This is a genomic window from Rhodomicrobium sp. R_RK_3 (assembly GCF_002198715.1).
GTDB lineage: Bacteria > Pseudomonadota > Alphaproteobacteria > Rhizobiales > Rhodomicrobiaceae > R-RK-3.
In genome coordinates this window covers 285889-302306 of record NZ_MWLK01000015.1, presented here as the reverse complement: position 1 = coordinate 302306, position 16418 = coordinate 285889, and the positions used below count along the sequence as shown (strand labels likewise).

Sequence of the window (16418 nt, the reverse complement as noted above, 5' to 3'; positions counted from 1 at the left end):
TAATGCCGTGCGTCAATCCGGTCGAAATTCCGGGCCTAAAGGGTGCGGCCCATCGCCAGGAACTTGTCGTGCCGGGCGCGGCGGATTTCCTCGCCGGACATGCCGTCGAACTCGCGCAGGGCGCGCTCCAGCATGTTGCCCGCAAGACGCATGATCGCCGTGCGGTCGCGATGGGCGCCGCCGACCGGCTCGCTGATGATGGTGTCGATGATGCCCATCGCCGACAGATCCTGCGCCGTGATCTTCATATTGGTCGCGGCATCCTGGGCGCGCGCCGAGTCGTGCCATAGGATCGACGCGGCGGCCTCCGGCGAGGCGACGGTGTAGATCGAATGCTCCAGCATCAAAACCTTGTTCGCCGTGGCGATGGCGACCGCGCCGCCCGAACCGCCCTCGCCGATGACGAGCGCGATGATCGGCACCGTGACGCCGAGGCAGCAATCGGTCGAGCGGGCGATGGCCTCGGCCTGCCCGCGCTCCTCGGCGCCGATGCCGGGATAGGCGCCCGCCGTGTCGACGAAGCTGATGATCGGCATGCCGAAACGCTCGGCCAGCTTCATCAGCCGCACCGCCTTGCGGTAGCCCTCGGGTCGGGCCATGCCGAAATTATGCTTCAGGCGCGTCTGGGTGTCGCTGCCCTTCTCGTGGCCGATGATGAGCACCGAGCGCCCGCGAAACCGGCCGACGCCGCCGATGATGGCCATGTCCTCGGCGTAATAGCGGTCGCCGGCGAGCGGCACGAAATCTTCGACCAGCGCCTTGATATAGTCGAGGCAGTGCGGCCGGTCGGGATGACGGGCGACCTGGGTCTTCTGCCAAGGGGTGAGCTTGGCATAGGTCTCCTGCAGGGCGGTCTTGGCCTTGTCTTCGAGCAGCTTGACCTCGTCGCCGATCGAGACCGAATTGTCGTCGCCCTTCAGCGATTTCAGATCCTCGATCTTGCTTTCGAGCTCGGCGATGGGTTTTTCGAAATCGAGATAGGTGCGTATCATCATGGGCTGTTCGACCGCGCGTCAAAAGAACGAGAACGGCGGCCTGAGCCGCCGCAATCCCGCTAAGTGGCGTTCGAACGCCACGTCTGTCAAGCCGCGATCGAGAGCGCGGCCGTTTGCCGGACCTCGCCGTCAGGCCTCCGTCCGCTGGCGCTCGCTGAGCGGGTGATGCTCATGCACGATACGGCGAAGATGCCCCTCGCGCATATGCGTATAGACCTGCGTGGTGGAGATGTCCGCATGGCCGAGCAGCTTTTGCAGGGCCCTGAGATCGGCGCCGCGCTCCAGCATATGGCTGGCAAAAGCGTGGCGCAGAACGTGCGGCGAGACGCGGGTCGGCTCGATGGCGGCCTGATGCGCGAGCAGTTTCAGCTCCTGCGCCAGGCGCTGCCGGGTCAGATGCCCCTGCTGGCCCCAGGACGGGAACAGCCAGGGCGATGATCCGTTCAGCGCGCCATTGCCGTGTTCGGCGGCGATGGCGGTGTCGCGTTCGCGCAGATAGAGCACGAGCGCGTCCTGCGCCGCCGGATTGAGCGGCACCATGCGCTGGCGTCCGCCCTTGCCCTTGATGGTCAAGGTGCGCTCGTCGCCGATCAGGGCCGAACGCGGCAGCGCCACCAGCTCGGACACCCGCATGCCGGTGGCATAGAGGATTTCCAGGAGGCAGTAGAGCCGCAACGCCTTCACCCGCTGGCCGTTGCGCGATTCCTCGACCTTGCGGCGCGCCGCCGCGAGCAGCAGATCCACCTCGTCGACGCTGAGGGTTTTCGGCAAGGCCGCCTCGCGCTTCGGTCCGCCGACCATGCCGGCCGGATCGTCGCTGCGAATCCCCTCCGCCACCAGGAAGCGGAAGAACTGCTTGAGCGCCGACAGGCGGCGGGCTCGCGACGAGGCCGCGAGGCCCTCTTCCACCATCAGCGCGATGAAGTTGGTGATGTCGTCCGTGGTGGACGCCTCGAGTGCGCGATCGCGCTTATGCACGAAGCTGGCGAAATTCGTCAGATCCCGCGAATAAGCATCGAGCGTATTGGCGGAATGTCCGCGTTCCGCACTCAGCATTTCTAAAAACCGCTCGAGGATGACAAGCTTGGCCTGCCCTCTATCCCCCCGAATATGCTCCATGTGTCGACCTATCAATCCAAGTTGTCCCTGCGAAGCATAGGCGAGGCAATTGTCCGCATACGTAACTTAACCCGTAGGTTACTTACGAGGCGCGAACAAGCATCGCGAATGCTAAGCCAAGGGAGCGCCCCCGCCCCTCAACTTAAGTTCGCATGCAAAGCGAGCAACAAGGCCAAACGAAACGCTTTTCTGCGCTATCGCACTTGCAGATTTCGTACCGTTTTCGTTATTTCCTTGGGTTCGGGCTGAAAATACTTGGCAAGTACATAGACCCCGCCATAGAAAATCCCAACCACGACACCGCACATCGTCAGAAAGCGTATCAGACTTGGCATTGTCTTATTGCATCCCAGTTAATCTTCCTACTCGATATTGGCAGTATTATGGCCTGATACAAAGCTGCCAGGGTTTGTCAAGCGCCACATGAAAATGGCACCGAAATGTTGACATTTTTGTTCGACCCGGTCGATTAGTTATGGAACAAGGGCGGGGCCGTTCGCACGGCTAAGGGATTGTCGGAAGAGGAAGAACGGAGCTGAGGCGCGGGTGACGAACCTAATCGAAAAGACCCGGCAGGGCCTCGGCAAGCGTCCGGTGGTGCTGATCGGCCTGATGGGGGCCGGCAAATCCGCTATCGGCAAGCGTCTTGCCGCCACGCTCGACTTGCCCTTCGCCGATGCCGACCAGGAAATCGAGCGGGCGGCCGGTAAAACCATCAACGAAATCTTCGAGGAGAACGGCGAAGCCTATTTCCGCGACGGCGAGCGCCGGGTGATCGCGCGGCTGCTGGATGAAGGCAGCAAGGTGCTGGCGACGGGCGGCGGCGCCTTCATGAACGAGGAGACGCGGGCGCGGATTGCCGCCACCGGCGTGTCCGTGTGGCTGAAGGCCGAGCTCGATCTGCTGATGCACCGCGTTGCCCGCCGCGACACCCGGCCGCTGCTGCGCGCCTCCGATCCGCGCGCGGTGATGGAAAAGCTGATCGCCGAGCGCTATCCGATCTACGCGCTTGCGGATATAACGGTCGCCAGCCGCGATGTGGCGCATGAGGTCATCGTCGGCGAGATCATCGAGGCGCTGGCCCATTCGCCCAAATGCGCCGGAGAGGTCTGAGCGGCGGCGGGCGGCAAACGGATCGGTTTTACGCATGGAACAGGTGAGTTGGAGCGGGCGCGCCGCGCGGGTGGTCAACGTGCCGCTGGGCACGCGGGCCTATGACATCGCCATCGGCTCGGGGGTGCTCGCCGACCTAGGCGAGGCCGTGAAGGCGATGGGTCCGGCCCGCTGCACGGTGGTGACGGATGAGTATGTCGCGGGGCTGCATCTGCACGCGGTGCGGTCGAGCCTTGGCGCGGCGGGTCTTCGCGTCGGCGAGGCGGTGATGCCGGCGGGCGAGGCGACCAAGAGTTTTCCGCAGCTTCAAAAACTTTGCGATGCGCTGCTCGACCAGGGGCTGGAGCGCCGCGATGTGGTGATCGCGCTCGGCGGCGGCGTCATCGGCGACCTTGCCGGCTTTGCAGCCAGCATCCTGAAGCGCGGCGTACGCCTCGTGCAGATCCCGACGACGCTGCTGTCGCAGGTGGATTCCTCCATCGGCGGCAAGACCGGCATCAACACCAGCCACGGCAAGAACCTGATCGGGGCGTTCCACCAGCCGAGCCTCGTGCTGATCGACACCGATGTGCTCGACACGCTCGACGCGCGGCAAATGCGCTCCGGCTATGCCGAGGTGGTGAAATACGGGCTGCTGGGCGATGCCGGCTTCTTCGACTGGCTGGAGACGCATTGGGCCGGCATTTTCGAGGGCGACGACGCCGCCCGGCTGACCGCCATCGAGACGAGCTGTCGCGCCAAGGCCGCCATCGTCGCCGAGGACGAGACCGAATGGGGCCGCCGCGCCCTGCTCAATCTCGGCCATACGTTTGGGCATGGGCTGGAGGCTTGGGCGGGCTATTCGGCCAAGCTGCTGCATGGCGAGGCCATCGCCATCGGCATGGTGCTGGCCTTCGAGATGTCGGAGGAGCTGGGGCTTTGCCCGGCCGGCCTCGCGGACCGCGTCGCCGCGCATCTGACGGCGGTCGGGCTGCCCGCGCGGATCAGGGACGTCGCCGCGATGACGGGCGGAGCGCTGCCGCGCGCGGAGGAACTGGTCGCGCTGATGGCGCAGGACAAGAAGGCCAAGGCCGGGCGGCTCGCCTTCATCCTGGTGCGCGGCATCGGCGAGGCCTTCACCTCCGATGCCGTCGAGCCCGAGCGGCTGCTGGCCTTCCTGAAGGCGCGTTGCGGGGCTTGAGCGGGCCAGATGCAGACCGTTGCCGCCTATGTGCTTGCCGCGCTTGCCGAAATCGGCGGCTGTTTTGCGTTCTGGGCGTGGCTGCGGCTCGGCAAATCGGTGCTGTGGACCGTGCCGGGCATCGCCTCGCTGATCCTGTTCGCCTATCTGCTGACCCTGGTCGAGACCGATGCCGCCGGACGCGCTTACGCGGCCTATGGCGGTGTGTATATCGCGAGTTCCTTGCTCTGGCTCTGGGCCGTCGAAGGCGCCCGCCCGGACCGCTGGGACGTGACGGGCGTGCTGATCTGCCTCGCCGGCGCCGCCGTGATCGTGGCGGGGCCGCGTTAAGGGGGCAAATCCTTTCCGGCGTGCCGCAGCATAACCCTCTCCCAGTGGGAGAGGGTGGCGCGCTGCAAGAGTGCCGGGAGGGGTTACAAACGATCGGTGAGCCACACCGTCTCATCCGGGAATTCTTTTACAAGCATCAAATCATCGAGAGGCATTACCCCCTCACCCCAGCCCTCTCCCAATGGAGACCTTTGCGTATCGAAGGTCCTCTCCCCGTCGTCCCGGACGGCCGTCAGGCCGAGCCGGGACCCAATCATATTTCCGCTATTGCTGCGGCAAGTGCAGAGGCGAGTGGGCCCCGGCTCTAACGGCCGGGGCGAAGGGATCGAAGTTTTGCAAAGGTCTTCAATGGGAGAGGGAGTCCTGCTGCGAATGTTGAGCCGCCAGCGGCCGAACATGCGGCGAAGGTGGGCATCGCTCTCTCCAAACCTCTCCCCGTTGCCCCGGCCGTAAGAGCCGGGGCCCACTCGCCTCTCCTCTTGCCGCAATGCTTGCGGATGCGGGATTGGGTCCCGGCTCACCGCTTCGCGGCGTCCGGGACGACGAAACACGTCAGGATAAGCAGCCGCTCCGGCCTACTCAATGCTCCTGCACGTAGCGGCTGCGATACACCCCGTCCTGCAGATCGTCGAACAGCTCGGGGATCTGCGGGTGGCGGAGCGGCTCGCCGGAGGTGTCGGCGAGCAGATTCTGCTCGGAGACATAGGCCACATATTCCGTCTCGTCATTCTCGGCGAGCAGGTGGTAATAGGGCTGGTCCTTGCGCGGGCGGATCTCGGAGGGGATGGACTGCCACCACTCTTCCGTATTGGCGAATTCCGGGTCGACGTCGAAAATCACGCCGCGAAACGGGAAAAACCGATGACGGACAACCTGTCCGAGCTGGAACTTAGCCTTCTTACGGTCAACCATGTCTAAGTCTGCTTCCGTCATCCTGCCCGCCCATATCGCGCGCCGATCCGCGGCTGTCAATATTCTGAGCGATTACAGACCGTAACGGGCTGCCAGTTCCGGGTCTTTCGCTGCCACCAGCCGGGCGCGGTCGACGATCACCTTGGCCTGTTTCCAGGTGGCGTCGTCCTGCATCTTGCCCTCGATCAGCACGGCGCCGGTGCCGTCGGGCATGGCGTCGAGGATTTTCTTGGCGAAGGCGACTTCGTCCGGGTCGGGACTGAAGACGCGCTTGGCGATGGCGATCTGGCTCGGATGCAGCGACCACGCCCCGGCGCAGCCCTGCAGGAAGGCGTTGCGGAACTGCGCTTCGCAGGCTTCGGGATCGGAGAAATCGCCGAACGGACCGTAGAAGGCATCGAGCCCATAAGCCGCGCAGGCATCGACCATGCGCCCGACCGTGTAATGCCAGAGGTCCTGCTGGAAGAAAGCGCGCGGCGCGCCCTCCGCGCCCGGATCGGCCAGCACGCCGTAGGCCGGGTGCCCGCCGCCGACCCGCGTCGTCTTCATGCCGCGCGAGGCGGCCAGATCGGCCGGGCCCAGACTCATGCCGTGCATGCGGGGGCTCGCCGCCGCGATGTCCTCGATATTGTTGACGCCCTCGGGCGTCTCCAGGATGGCGTGGATCATGATCGGCCGCCCGATGCCGGCCTTGGCCTCGAGCTGGGCGAGCAACTGGTCGAGATAATGGATGTCCCAGGGCCCCTCGACCTTGGGCAGCATGATGACGTCGAGTTTGCTGCCCACGGCGGGGACGATCTCCAGGATGTCGTCCAATGCCCAGGGGCTGTTCAGGCAGTTGATGCGCGTCCACAGGCCGGTTGCGCCGTAATCATGGGCGGCGGCCATTTCGATGAAGCCGCGCCGCGCCGCTTCCTTGGCGTCGGCGGGGATGGCGTCCTCCAGATTGCCGAGCACCACGTCGACCTGGCGCGCGATCTCGCCGGCGCGGCTGCGCAGCTTTTCGACGTGAGGCGGGATGAAATGGATCATGCGCTCGAGGCGCGCGGGGCGCTCGCGCATGGGCGCCGGGGCGCCGATGGCCAGGGGAGCGAAGAATTTTCGGGGCGTTCTCGTCGATGCCATCGGCCATCTCCCATGGTCGGTTGCGCTGGCGCCTTCCGCTGCGCGACGCCGACGATGACAGGAGCCGTCCGCACCTGCAAGCGAGATGCGAGCATCCGGTAAATCCCCGATACAGGGCCCATACCGGGCGTTTCAGAAGGGGGCGCACCGGCATTGCCGCCGATGCGCCCCTTGCTCAAGACCTACTGATTGTAGGCGCGTTCGCCATGGGCGCCGATGTCGAGACCTTCGCGTTCGGTCTCTTCCGAGACGCGCAGGCCGACCAGGACGCCGATGATCAGGTAGACGATGAAGCTGCCGATGCCCGACCAGGCCAGCGTCATCAGCACGGCCTTGGCCTGGATGATGACTTGCGAGACCATGTTGTAGTCGAGCGCGCCGCAAACGCCGGTGAAGGCGCCGTTGGCCACTTCGCACTTGGTGTAGTCGACGATGCCCGCGCCGCCGAGCGCCGGATCGACGACGATGCCGGTGCCGAGAGCGCCGACGATGCCGCCGACCGCATGGACGCCGAACACGTCGAGCGTGTCGTCATAGCCGAGCGCGCTCTTGACCGCCGTGCAGAAGAAGAAGCAGACGATACCGGCGACGAGGCCGAGCACCAGGGTGCCCATGGGGCCGCCGAAGCCCGAGGCCGGCGTGACGGCCACGAGGCCGGCGACGACGCCCGAGGCAAGGCCGAGCAGGCTCGGCTTACCCTTGACCAGCCATTCCGTGAACATCCAGGAGAGGCCGGCTGCCGCGGTGGCGATGAAGGTGTTGGCCATGGCCAGTACGGCATATTCGTTCGCTTCCAGGTTGGAGCCGGCATTGAAGCCGAACCAGCCGACCCACAGCAGCGAGGCGCCGACCATGGTGAGGGTGAGCGAATGCGGAGGCATCGCCTCCTTGCCGAAGCCGACGCGGCGGCCGAGCAGCAATGCGCCAACGAAACCGGCGATACCGGCATTGATATGCACCACGGTGCCGCCCGCGAAGTCGAGAGCGCCGAGCTGCCAAGAGAAGCCGGCCGTGTCGGTCGCGACGCCCGTTGCAATGCCCGATGGGCCCGGCCAGAACCAAACCATATGGGCAATCGGGAAGTAGACCAGCGTCGGCCACAGGATGGCGAAGAGGACGATGGCGGAGAACTTGGTGCGCTCGGCGAAGCCGCCGATGGCCAGCGCCGTGGTGATGGCGGCGAAGGTCATCTGAAAGCAGACGAACACCAGTTCATGAATGCCGACGCCGAGAGAGAAGGTTTCGACCTTGCTCGCAATTTCGACACCCGACAGGAAGGCCTTGCTCAAGCCGCCGACGAACGGCGCCAGGAGGCCGGAGCCTTCCGTGAAGGCGAGGCTGTAGCCCCACAGGAACCAGACCACGCAGACGATGCACTGGATCGCCAGCACCTGGGTGATCATGGAAAGCATGTTCTTCCCGCGCACCATGCCGCCGTAGAACAGGGCAAGGCCGGGTACGGTCATCATCAGCACCAGCGCCGTGCTGATCATCATCCAGGCGTCGTCCGCCTTGTTGAAGGACAATGTCGGTGCGGGCGGTGTTTGCGCGTAAGCCGCGCCTGTTAGCAGCAGCGTGCCGAGCGCAAGGCCCCCCAGCGCCGCGGCAAGTGTATATGCTGTTCTTTTCATCTATTTCCCCTGATTAGAGTGCGTCCTCGTCGGTCTCTCCGGTCCGAATGCGGATGGATTGGTCAATGCCGAGCACAAAGATCTTTCCATCCCCGATCTGTCCGGTCTTGGCGACCGAGGAGATCGTTTCAATGACCTTGTCGACCGACGCGGAAGGCACCACCACTTCGATCTTGAGCTTGGGTACGAATGTCACTTCGTATTCGGCCCCGCGATAGATCTCGGTGTGCCCTTTCTGTCGCCCATAGCCCTTGACTTCAGTGACGGTCATTCCCTGAATGCCGATGTCGGTGAGGGCTTGCCGCACCTCGTCGAGCTTGAAGGGCTTGATGACGGCCATCACCAATTTCATCAAAATTCTCCCTTAAATTTATTGCAGCCCAGCCTTGGCGGCCTCGGCGGGACACGCGAAAAGCGCTATTTATCCAGCCTCAGCCACCTGAGTTATAATCAAAAGCCGTGCCAAGCGCTTTGACTAGCGTTACGCCTTAAAAACACTGTGGAAATCCGGTGCCGCTCTGCAATAGAGGTGCAAATCGAGGCAACTGTCGCCTATAGTTTAGGCAAATGCCGCAAACTGTGGCGCTTGTCACACCGACGGTTGGGTCACCGGCCGTAATAATGAGCGCAATCGCCAAAGCTGACGGGCTTTTTACTGCGTAGACGCGCCCATTTCCATGGACAAGCGCGCCGCCCGCCTCTAACAGAAGCCGATGCTCAGATCGCTTTATAATTGGACGATGTCCTTCGCCGCCCATCGCCGCGCAAGCTGGGCCTTGGCGACCGTGTCTTTCACCGAAAGCTCGTTTTTCCCGATCCCGCCGGACGTGCTGCTGATCCCGATGGTGCTTGCCAACCGGGACAAGGCCTGGCGGCTGGCCGGCCTGTGTACGCTGTTCTCGGTGCTGGGTGGCATGTTCGGCTACGCCATCGGCGCGCTGCTTTACGACACGGTCGGCACCTGGCTGATGAACCTTTACGGCTATACCGGCCAGATCGAGCAATTCCGCCACGCCTATGCCGAATGGGGCGCCTGGATCATCCTCATCAAGGGCATGACGCCGATCCCGTTCAAGATCGTCACCATCGCCAGCGGCTTTGCCGGCTACGATTTCTTCTGGTTCGTGCTGCTCAGCCTGATCACCCGCGCCGCACGCTTTTACATGGTCGCCGCATTGCTCTATTATTACGGCGAGCCCATGCGGGGCTTTATCGAAAAGCGGCTGGAACTGGTGACGGCCGCATTCGCCGTTATTCTGGTCGGTGGTTTTGTCATCGCGCGGTATGCCATTTAAAGTCATCGCCTCTGCCCCGGTTCGCCGCCCCATCGGGCGGCGGGATCTCGCCCTGGCCATCGCGCTGCTGAGCGCCGCGGGCGTCGGCGGCGCATTGGCCATCGAATATATCGGCGGCATCGCGCCCTGCCCGCTCTGCCTCGACCAGCGCATCGCCTATTACGCCGCCATTCCGCTGGCGCTCGTTGCCTTCGCACTCTGGCCGGGCCTCAAGCAGGCGAGCCGCATCGTCTTTGCGGTGATCGCAATCGGCTTCCTCGTCAATGCCGGGCTTGGCGTCTATCACGCGGGCATCGAATGGCATTGGTGGGCCGGCCCCGACGCCTGCTCCGGCATCGCGCCGCTGGCGGTCACCCCCGGCGACCTGCTGGAAAGCCTGAAGCGCCCGCGCGTCGTCCGCTGCGATGAGGCCGCCTTGCGCATCTTCGGCCTGTCGCTGGCCGGCTACAGCGCCCTGCTCTCGCTGTTTCTCGCGGCTTTAGCGCTGATCGGCGCGGCGAAGGCTCCTCACAACCTGCCGTAGCCGATCCCCATAATACACGGACAGCAAATCCGATTCCGCCTTTGCCTTCCCCACCCGCCCGTGGGAAGAGCGCCAGTCTAAAGCTGCGCCATAACCCGCAAGCGCCGCGAATTACGGCAAACTTTCGTCCTGTCTAAGCGTGCCTAAGCCGCAACAGACTTCGGATAATCTTTTCAGATGACAGCTAAGCCGGCCGCGCTGCTTGAATGCTTGCATTTTAGGGGCTAATACTCATTGACTGTAGTCTTCCGCAGGCGAACGGGACGGCAGCGATCTTGCGGGATCCACGGGGTCCGGCGGGCAGAGGCAGAGCGGCCGTCTAATAAAGTGTGTGCTCGTCAAGCACATCGATAAAGAGTGCCAGAGGGACGTGGGGGATGTGTGGGTTCCGGGTTGCCGTTGTCAGGTGGGCATTCCTGATGGCGGTCTTGTGCATGGCCGGGATCGTCCCGGCAAGGATCGGCACAGCCAGCGCGAATGTGCGCGAAGGCTGCCGCGCCGATCCCGATGCGCGCGTCGCGGAACTTGAGGCGACTTCGGCGCGCAAGAGCGGCTTCCAGGTCTTTGGACAGGTCAACCGCGCGCTGATGCTTCGGGATGAGGCTTTCACATCCGAGGCGATGGACGCCGACAACGGCGCCTCCTCGGCGCAGTGCCAACATTACGGCGCGTCCATCGACGGCATTCCTTGTGCTGAATACGGAAAAAAACGGACCCCCGACGCCAAGTCGCCGCCCGAAGAGCCGAGGAGCGCTGTCGTTTTGGGGACGCGTATACAATTTTAGGCAAATTTCGGTGCTTCCGGTCTTGCGAAGCGCATCAGAGGAAGGCAGTTTCTAAAGTGCACGCCGTCATCGTCCAGCAACCGCGTTCTTTGTGAGGAAACGGCATGGGAAACCCCGATCACCTCGCTAAGCTTCGAGAGGGGCCTGTGGCGTGGAACGACTGGCGCGCCGACAATCCGGGGTTGACGCCGGATCTGAGCAATGTCGTGCTCTCGGCGGGCGAGACGCTGCTCGGCCCGGTGCAGGGCGGACCCTTCGATCTGCGCGACGCGCTGCTCAACCGGGCCAATTTCGACAGCGCCGTGCTGGCCGGGGCGATCCTGGAGAATGCCGATCTGCGCGGCGCCAACCTGTCCTGCGCTTCGCTGGTCTCGGCCGACCTCTCCTTTGCCAATCTTTACGGCGCGATCCTGCAGCATGCCGATTTTCAGGACGCCAAGCTCACCGGCACGATTTTCGACGCCGCCCAGCTCGAACTCGCCGTCAACCTGACGCAGGCCCAGATCGAAGAGGCCTATGGCGACGAGGCGACCTCGCTGCCACCGCCCCTGACCGTGCCCGAATCCTGGCGCCGCGACGCTGACTTCTTCTCCGAGGAGGAGCTGCCCGAATCCTGGCGCCGCGATGCCGACACCCTGGAGGACGCCGAAGAGGAGCCGGCCGATCCCTATGTGCTGTTCGGCCTGACGCGCAAGGCCAAGCCCGATGAGATCCGCGCCGCCTATCTCCGGCTCGCCAAGCGCTACCACCCGGACATGAACCCCGGCAATGTCGAGTCCGAGCGCCAGTTCAAGCGCGTCGGCGAGGCATACCGGATGCTCAACGCCATCGAATTCCGCCGCGCCCAGCGCCGCGCCAGGCCGCGCCGCGTCGCCGCGCGCTGGGCCTCCGCCATGGCGCCCGTCCTGCTCGCCGTGCTGACGCCGGCGGCTGGGGTCTATTGGTTCGGCAACCCGAATTTTCTCGCCGAGAATGCCTCGTCCGTGGCCGAGAAATCGGCGTCGAGCGACAGCCAGCCCGAGCCGCAGGTCGCCGCCTTCATGGAATTGCAGCGGATCGGCACCCGCAGCGAGCTGGTGACGGGTTCCGCCACGACACCCGCCGCCGCCGCGCCGGAAGCGGAGGCCGAGCCCGCGATCGCGCCGGCGCCGGATACGCCGCCCGCGCCCGCGCCGGAAAAAATCGCCGCGACCTTGCCGCAGGAGATGCCCGCGCCCAAGCCCGAAACGCCCGCCGCGACGCCGCCGCAGGCCACGCAGCCGGCGCCGAAACCCGAAAAGCCCCTGGCGGCGGCACCGCAGGAGAACCTTTCGGAGCGGATCGAGACCGCCGGGCAAATCCCGGCCACCGTCAGCCTCCCCGCATCGACACCCGCGATCGCGGCGGCCCCAGCCGACGTCGTGCCGGCCGCGACCTCGCTGGACAATGGACCCGCGCTCATGGCGCACCCGGCATCCGGCAGCGGCGCCGAACCGCAGCCGGGCGATCGCGTCGCCGCGCTGCAGGACGGCGCGCCGGCCAAACCCGCCGCCGATGCGCCTTGGGACGAAGAGTGGCGCCTGCTGCGTAAGTCCACCGATTTGCTCCCGCTGCAGAACTTCATCGCGCGCTACCCGCAAAAGCCGGTCACGGAGGAAGCCCGCGAGCGCTTCCGCACGCTGGTGGCGGCGGTCATAAACCGGCAAGAGTTGCAGGCATTCCTGGAAAAAGCCGGCCCGGACAGCCCCGAAAAAGCCCTGGCCAACCGCCAATTGGCGCTGCTGGTCGAGAAGGAGAATTACGACGCGGACGAGCAGGCCTGGCGCGCGACGCGCGAGGCGGGCACCGTCGCCGCCTTCCAGGCCTATCTGGTCGGCTATCCCAACGGCCATTATGCCGATGACGCCGAGGAGCGGATCGCGGCGCTGGAAGCGGAAATCTCCGGCCGCAAGAAGGAGACCACCGCCTGGAGCAAGGCCCGCCAGACCGGCACGCGCGAGGCGATCCAGTCCTACATCCAGGCCTATCCGAAGGGCCGCCACACCGACGACGCCAAGCGCCGCCTCGCCGCTCTGAACACGCGCGAGGAGGGTCTGCGCAAGGAGGACGAGGCCTGGGCCAAGGCGCAGAAGGAGAAGACGCGCAAAGGCTATTTCGCCTATCTGAACGCCTATCCGAACGGCCGCTATGCCTCGCAGGCGCAGCAATCGCTCGAAGCGGCCGGCCCGGCGCCGACCGCCACCGGCGCCGCCGCGCCGGCCTCGCCCGAGACGCCGAAGCAGCGCCAGTCGCAGCGCAACCCGCGGCCGTCCTCGGACGAGCCTTTCGTCGACCGGGTGCCGGGCGGCAGCCAGTAGAGCGCGCCTGCCGGCTGGCCAGACGGCTGATCGTCCGCCCGCCCCCTTGCATGGACGGCATGCCCCCGAATTGTGCACGCCCGGGGCGGATTCGCACCCTCCAGGGCTCGATCCAGGCCTTTTGCCCTAGGCATATAGTCGAAGGAAAATCCTCCCGATCGCGGGTTCTGGAAAATCCTGCGCGACACTGTGGGCGCCTGCCCAGCCAATAGGCAAAAACGCAGCGATTGCCGCGTTATTGGTCTGCTCTGGCAATTTCAATGCGGTTGATTTGGTGCTTAACTACGCTCGATCGCTCGCTCAAGCGGCGAAGTCTGAGGCTCGGAATCGGGAGAGGTCCGAATATGCGGATGAAATTATTTCTGCCGCTGCTGGCGGCGATGACGATCGCCACGGCGGCGCAGGCCAAGACGCTGGTGTTCTGCTCCGAAGGCTCGCCGGAAGGGTTCGACCCCGGCCTTTACACCAGCGGCACGACCTTCGACGTCACCGCCCGCTCGGTGTTCAACCAGCTCGTCGAATTCGACCGCGGCACCACCAATATCGTGCCGGGTCTGGCCGAAAGCTGGACCATTTCCGATGACGGCCTCACCTACACCTTCAAGCTGCGCAAGGGCGTGAAATTCCACAGCGTCGAAGGCTTCAAGCCGACCCGCGACTTCAACGCCGACGACGTCATCTTCAGCTTCATGCGCCAGAAGGACAAGACCAACCCCTGGTACTCCTACGCGCCGGGCACGACCTGGGACTATTTCGACTCCATGTCGATGCCGGAATTCTTCAAGGGCGTCGAGAAGGTCGACGACTACACCGTCAAGATCCTCTTGACGCAGCCGCAATCGCCGATGCTGGCCAATCTCGGCATGCCCTTCGCCTCGATCCTGTCGGCCGAATTCGCTGAAAGCCTGAAGGCCGCCGGCAAGATGGACCAGCTCAATCAGGTGCCGGTCGGCACGGGGCCGTTCAAATTCGTCGGCTACCAGAAGGACGCCGTGGTCCGCTTCGCCGCCAATCCCGATTATTACGAAGGCAAGAGCCCGCTCGACTCGCTGATCTTCGCCATCACGCCCGACGCCTCCGTGCGCTACCAGAAGCTGAAGGCGGGCGAGTGCCAGGCGATGGCCTATCCGAACCCGGCAGATCTCGCCGCCATGCGCGCCGATCCCAAGCTCCAGGTGCTCGAGCAGGAGGGCCTCAATGTCGGCTATCTCGCCTACAATACGACGCAGGCCCCCTTCGACAATGTGAAGGTGCGCAAGGCGCTCAATCTGGCGATCAACAAGGAGTCGATCATGGCCGCCGTCTATCAGGGCGCCGGCAAGATCGCCAAGAACCCGCTGCCGCCGACCATCTGGTCCTATAATGAGAAGACGGTCGACGACAAATACGATCCGGAAGCCGCCAAAAAGCTGCTCGCCGAGGCCGGCGTCAAGGACCTGAAAATGAAGGTCTGGGCGATGCCGGTGCAGCGCCCCTACAACCCCAATGCGCGCCGCATGGCCGAGCTGATCCAGGCCGATTTCGCCAAGGTCGGCGTCACCGTCGAGATCGTGTCCTATGAATGGGCCGAATATCTGAAGATCTCCAAGGAGAAGAACCGCGACGGCGCCGTGCTGCTGGGCTGGACCGGCGACAATGGCGATCCGGACAATTTCCTCGCCGTGCTGCTCGGCTGCGCCGCGGTCGGCAATTCCAATCTCGCGCAATGGTGCTACAAGCCGTTCGACGACCTCACGCGCAAGGCCACCCTGGTCTCCGACAAGGCCGAGCGGACCAAGCTCTATGAAGAGGCCCAGCTCATCTTCAAGGATCAGGCGCCCTGGGCGACCATTGCCCACTCGGTGCGCTTCCAGCCGCTCGCCAAGTCGGTGAAGAACTTCAAGATCGACCCCTTGGGCGGCCATCTCTTCTATGGCGTCGACCTGGCGGATTGATGCGATCCGTGGCGCTCCTTGCCGGGGCGCCACGGACATTCCCTCCTTAGCGTGTCCTCCCTGCCCTGGCGGAAGGACGTAAAGGGCGGGGACGGCAGCGCCGCCGTCACCAGCGCCCGAGCACATCATCATGCTGGCTTTCATCCTCCGACGCGTCGGGCTCCTCATCCCGACATTCATCGGCATAACCATCGCCACCTTCGGCTTCATCCGGCTCTTGCCGGGCGATCCGGTGCTGCTGATGGCCGGCGAGCGCGGCACCTCGCCCGAGCGCGCCGCCCAGCTCATGCATCAGTTCGGCTTCGACCGGCCGCTCTATGTGCAATATTTCGATTTCCTGACCTCGGCGCTGTCGGGCGATCTCGGCAATTCGCTGATTACCAAGCGGCCGGTCTTCGAGGAATTCTGGAGCCTGTTTCCGGCGACCTTCGAGCTGACGGCCGCCGCCATGCTGTTCGGCATCCTGCTCGGCATTCCCGCCGGCATCATCGCCGCCACCCGGCGCGGCTCCTGGCTCGACCAGACGCTGATGGGCACCGCCCTGGTCGGCTATTCGATGCCGATCTTCTGGTGGGGCCTGCTGCTCATCATCGTGTTTTCCGGAATGCTCGGCTGGACCCCGGTCTCGGGCCGGATTTCGCTGTTCTACTATTTCCCCAATGTCACCGGCCTGATGCTGGTCGACAGCCTGCTCTCGGGCGAGAAGGGCGCCTTCGGTTCCGCCGTCTCGCATCTGATCCTGCCGAGCATCGTGCTCGGCACCATCCCGCTCGCGGTGATCGCGCGGCAGACCCGCTCGGCCATGCTGGAAGTCTTGGGCGAAGACTATGTGCGCACGGCGCGCGCCAAGGGCATGTCCAGCCTGCGCGTCGTCGGCGTCCACGCGCTGCGCAACGCGATGATCCCCGTGGTGACGACCATCGGGTTGCAGATCGGTGTGCTGATCACCGGCGCCATCCTGACGGAGACGATCTTTTCCTGGCCCGGCATCGGCAAATGGATGGTCGATTCGATCTTCCGGCGCGACTATCCCGCCGTGCAGGGCGGGCTGCTGCTGATCGCGGTCAACGTCATGGTCGTCAATCTGGTCGTCGATCTGCTGTACGGCCTGATCAACCCGCGCATCCGGCACAGGTAACA

At 64.5% G+C, this 16418-nt stretch carries 15 protein-coding genes; 9 read left to right on the top strand and 6 right to left on the bottom strand.

Translation table 11 applies throughout. The features are described from left to right. Window positions 1–35 precede the first annotated feature (35 nt). Both BLEFHOIH_RS08195 and BLEFHOIH_RS08190 read right to left on the bottom strand, forming a co-directional pair. Window positions 36–995 (bottom strand): acetyl-CoA carboxylase carboxyltransferase subunit alpha, encoded by a 960-nt coding sequence (locus BLEFHOIH_RS08195; protein ID WP_088344225.1) that lies wholly within the window; start codon window positions 993–995, stop codon window positions 36–38. A gap of 129 nt (window positions 996–1124) precedes the next feature. Then, entirely contained in the window at window positions 1125–2114 is a 990-nt protein-coding gene (locus BLEFHOIH_RS08190; protein ID WP_088344223.1) for a tyrosine recombinase, read from the bottom strand. 546 nt (window positions 2115–2660) lie between these two features. Here BLEFHOIH_RS08190 and BLEFHOIH_RS08180 point away from each other — a divergent pair. The 3 genes from BLEFHOIH_RS08180 to BLEFHOIH_RS08170 are packed head-to-tail and all read left to right on the top strand — an operon-like array spanning window position 2661 to window position 4737. Next, the gene (locus BLEFHOIH_RS08180) at window positions 2661–3227 is read left to right on the top strand and encodes a shikimate kinase (protein ID WP_245296909.1); all 567 of its coding nucleotides are present in this window, start codon (window positions 2661–2663) and stop codon (window positions 3225–3227) included. A gap of 34 nt (window positions 3228–3261) precedes the next feature. Further along, entirely contained in the window at window positions 3262–4407 is a 1146-nt protein-coding gene (gene aroB, locus BLEFHOIH_RS08175) for a 3-dehydroquinate synthase (RefSeq protein ID WP_088344217.1), read from the top strand. Window positions 4408–4416: 9 nt separating this feature from the next. Further along, complete coding sequence (locus BLEFHOIH_RS08170; protein WP_088344216.1) at window positions 4417–4737, top strand: YnfA family protein; 321 nt, start codon at window positions 4417–4419, stop codon at window positions 4735–4737. A 579-nt stretch (window positions 4738–5316) separates the two neighbouring features. On the opposite strand, the gene hspQ is transcribed toward BLEFHOIH_RS08170, so the two are convergent. From hspQ to BLEFHOIH_RS08150, 4 genes are all read right to left on the bottom strand, one after another. After that, window positions 5317–5649, bottom strand: coding sequence for a heat shock protein HspQ (gene hspQ, locus BLEFHOIH_RS08165; protein ID WP_088344214.1), 333 nt, complete (start codon window positions 5647–5649; stop codon window positions 5317–5319). A gap of 72 nt (window positions 5650–5721) precedes the next feature. Continuing rightward, complete coding sequence (locus BLEFHOIH_RS08160) at window positions 5722–6774, bottom strand: CoA ester lyase (protein ID WP_088344212.1); 1053 nt, start codon at window positions 6772–6774, stop codon at window positions 5722–5724. Between the two features lie 182 nt (window positions 6775–6956). Then, entirely contained in the window at window positions 6957–8405 is a 1449-nt protein-coding gene (locus BLEFHOIH_RS08155) for an ammonium transporter (protein ID WP_088344210.1), read from the bottom strand. A 13-nt stretch (window positions 8406–8418) separates the two neighbouring features. Next, window positions 8419–8757 (bottom strand): P-II family nitrogen regulator, encoded by a 339-nt coding sequence (locus BLEFHOIH_RS08150; protein ID WP_088344208.1) that lies wholly within the window; start codon window positions 8755–8757, stop codon window positions 8419–8421. A gap of 361 nt (window positions 8758–9118) precedes the next feature. Between BLEFHOIH_RS08150 and BLEFHOIH_RS08145 the strand changes: the two genes are divergently transcribed. The 6 genes from BLEFHOIH_RS08145 to BLEFHOIH_RS08120 all read left to right on the top strand — a co-directional run bounded on the left by BLEFHOIH_RS08145 (window position 9119) and on the right by BLEFHOIH_RS08120 (window position 16416). Continuing rightward, a complete protein-coding gene (locus tag BLEFHOIH_RS08145) occupies window positions 9119–9700 on the top strand; it encodes a YqaA family protein (protein ID WP_088344206.1) in 582 nt (193 codons plus the stop codon). Beyond that, entirely contained in the window at window positions 9690–10223 is a 534-nt protein-coding gene (locus BLEFHOIH_RS08140; RefSeq protein WP_088344204.1) for a disulfide bond formation protein B, read from the top strand. The genes BLEFHOIH_RS08145 and BLEFHOIH_RS08140 overlap by 11 nt, the downstream gene beginning before the upstream one ends. Window positions 10224–10657: 434 nt before the next feature. Then, window positions 10658–11008, top strand: coding sequence for a hypothetical protein (locus tag BLEFHOIH_RS08135; protein WP_125461628.1), 351 nt, complete (start codon window positions 10658–10660; stop codon window positions 11006–11008). Between the two features lie 104 nt (window positions 11009–11112). Beyond that, window positions 11113–13344, top strand: a complete 2232-nt coding sequence (locus tag BLEFHOIH_RS08130) for a DnaJ domain-containing protein (protein ID WP_088344200.1) — start codon at window positions 11113–11115, stop codon at window positions 13342–13344. Window positions 13345–13688: 344 nt separating this feature from the next. After that, window positions 13689–15278, top strand: a complete 1590-nt coding sequence (locus tag BLEFHOIH_RS08125) for an ABC transporter substrate-binding protein (RefSeq protein ID WP_245296908.1) — start codon at window positions 13689–13691, stop codon at window positions 15276–15278. Between the two features lie 130 nt (window positions 15279–15408). Beyond that, window positions 15409–16416, top strand: coding sequence for an ABC transporter permease subunit (locus BLEFHOIH_RS08120; protein WP_088344196.1), 1008 nt, complete (start codon window positions 15409–15411; stop codon window positions 16414–16416). The last annotated feature ends 2 nt before the right edge of the window (window positions 16417–16418 follow it).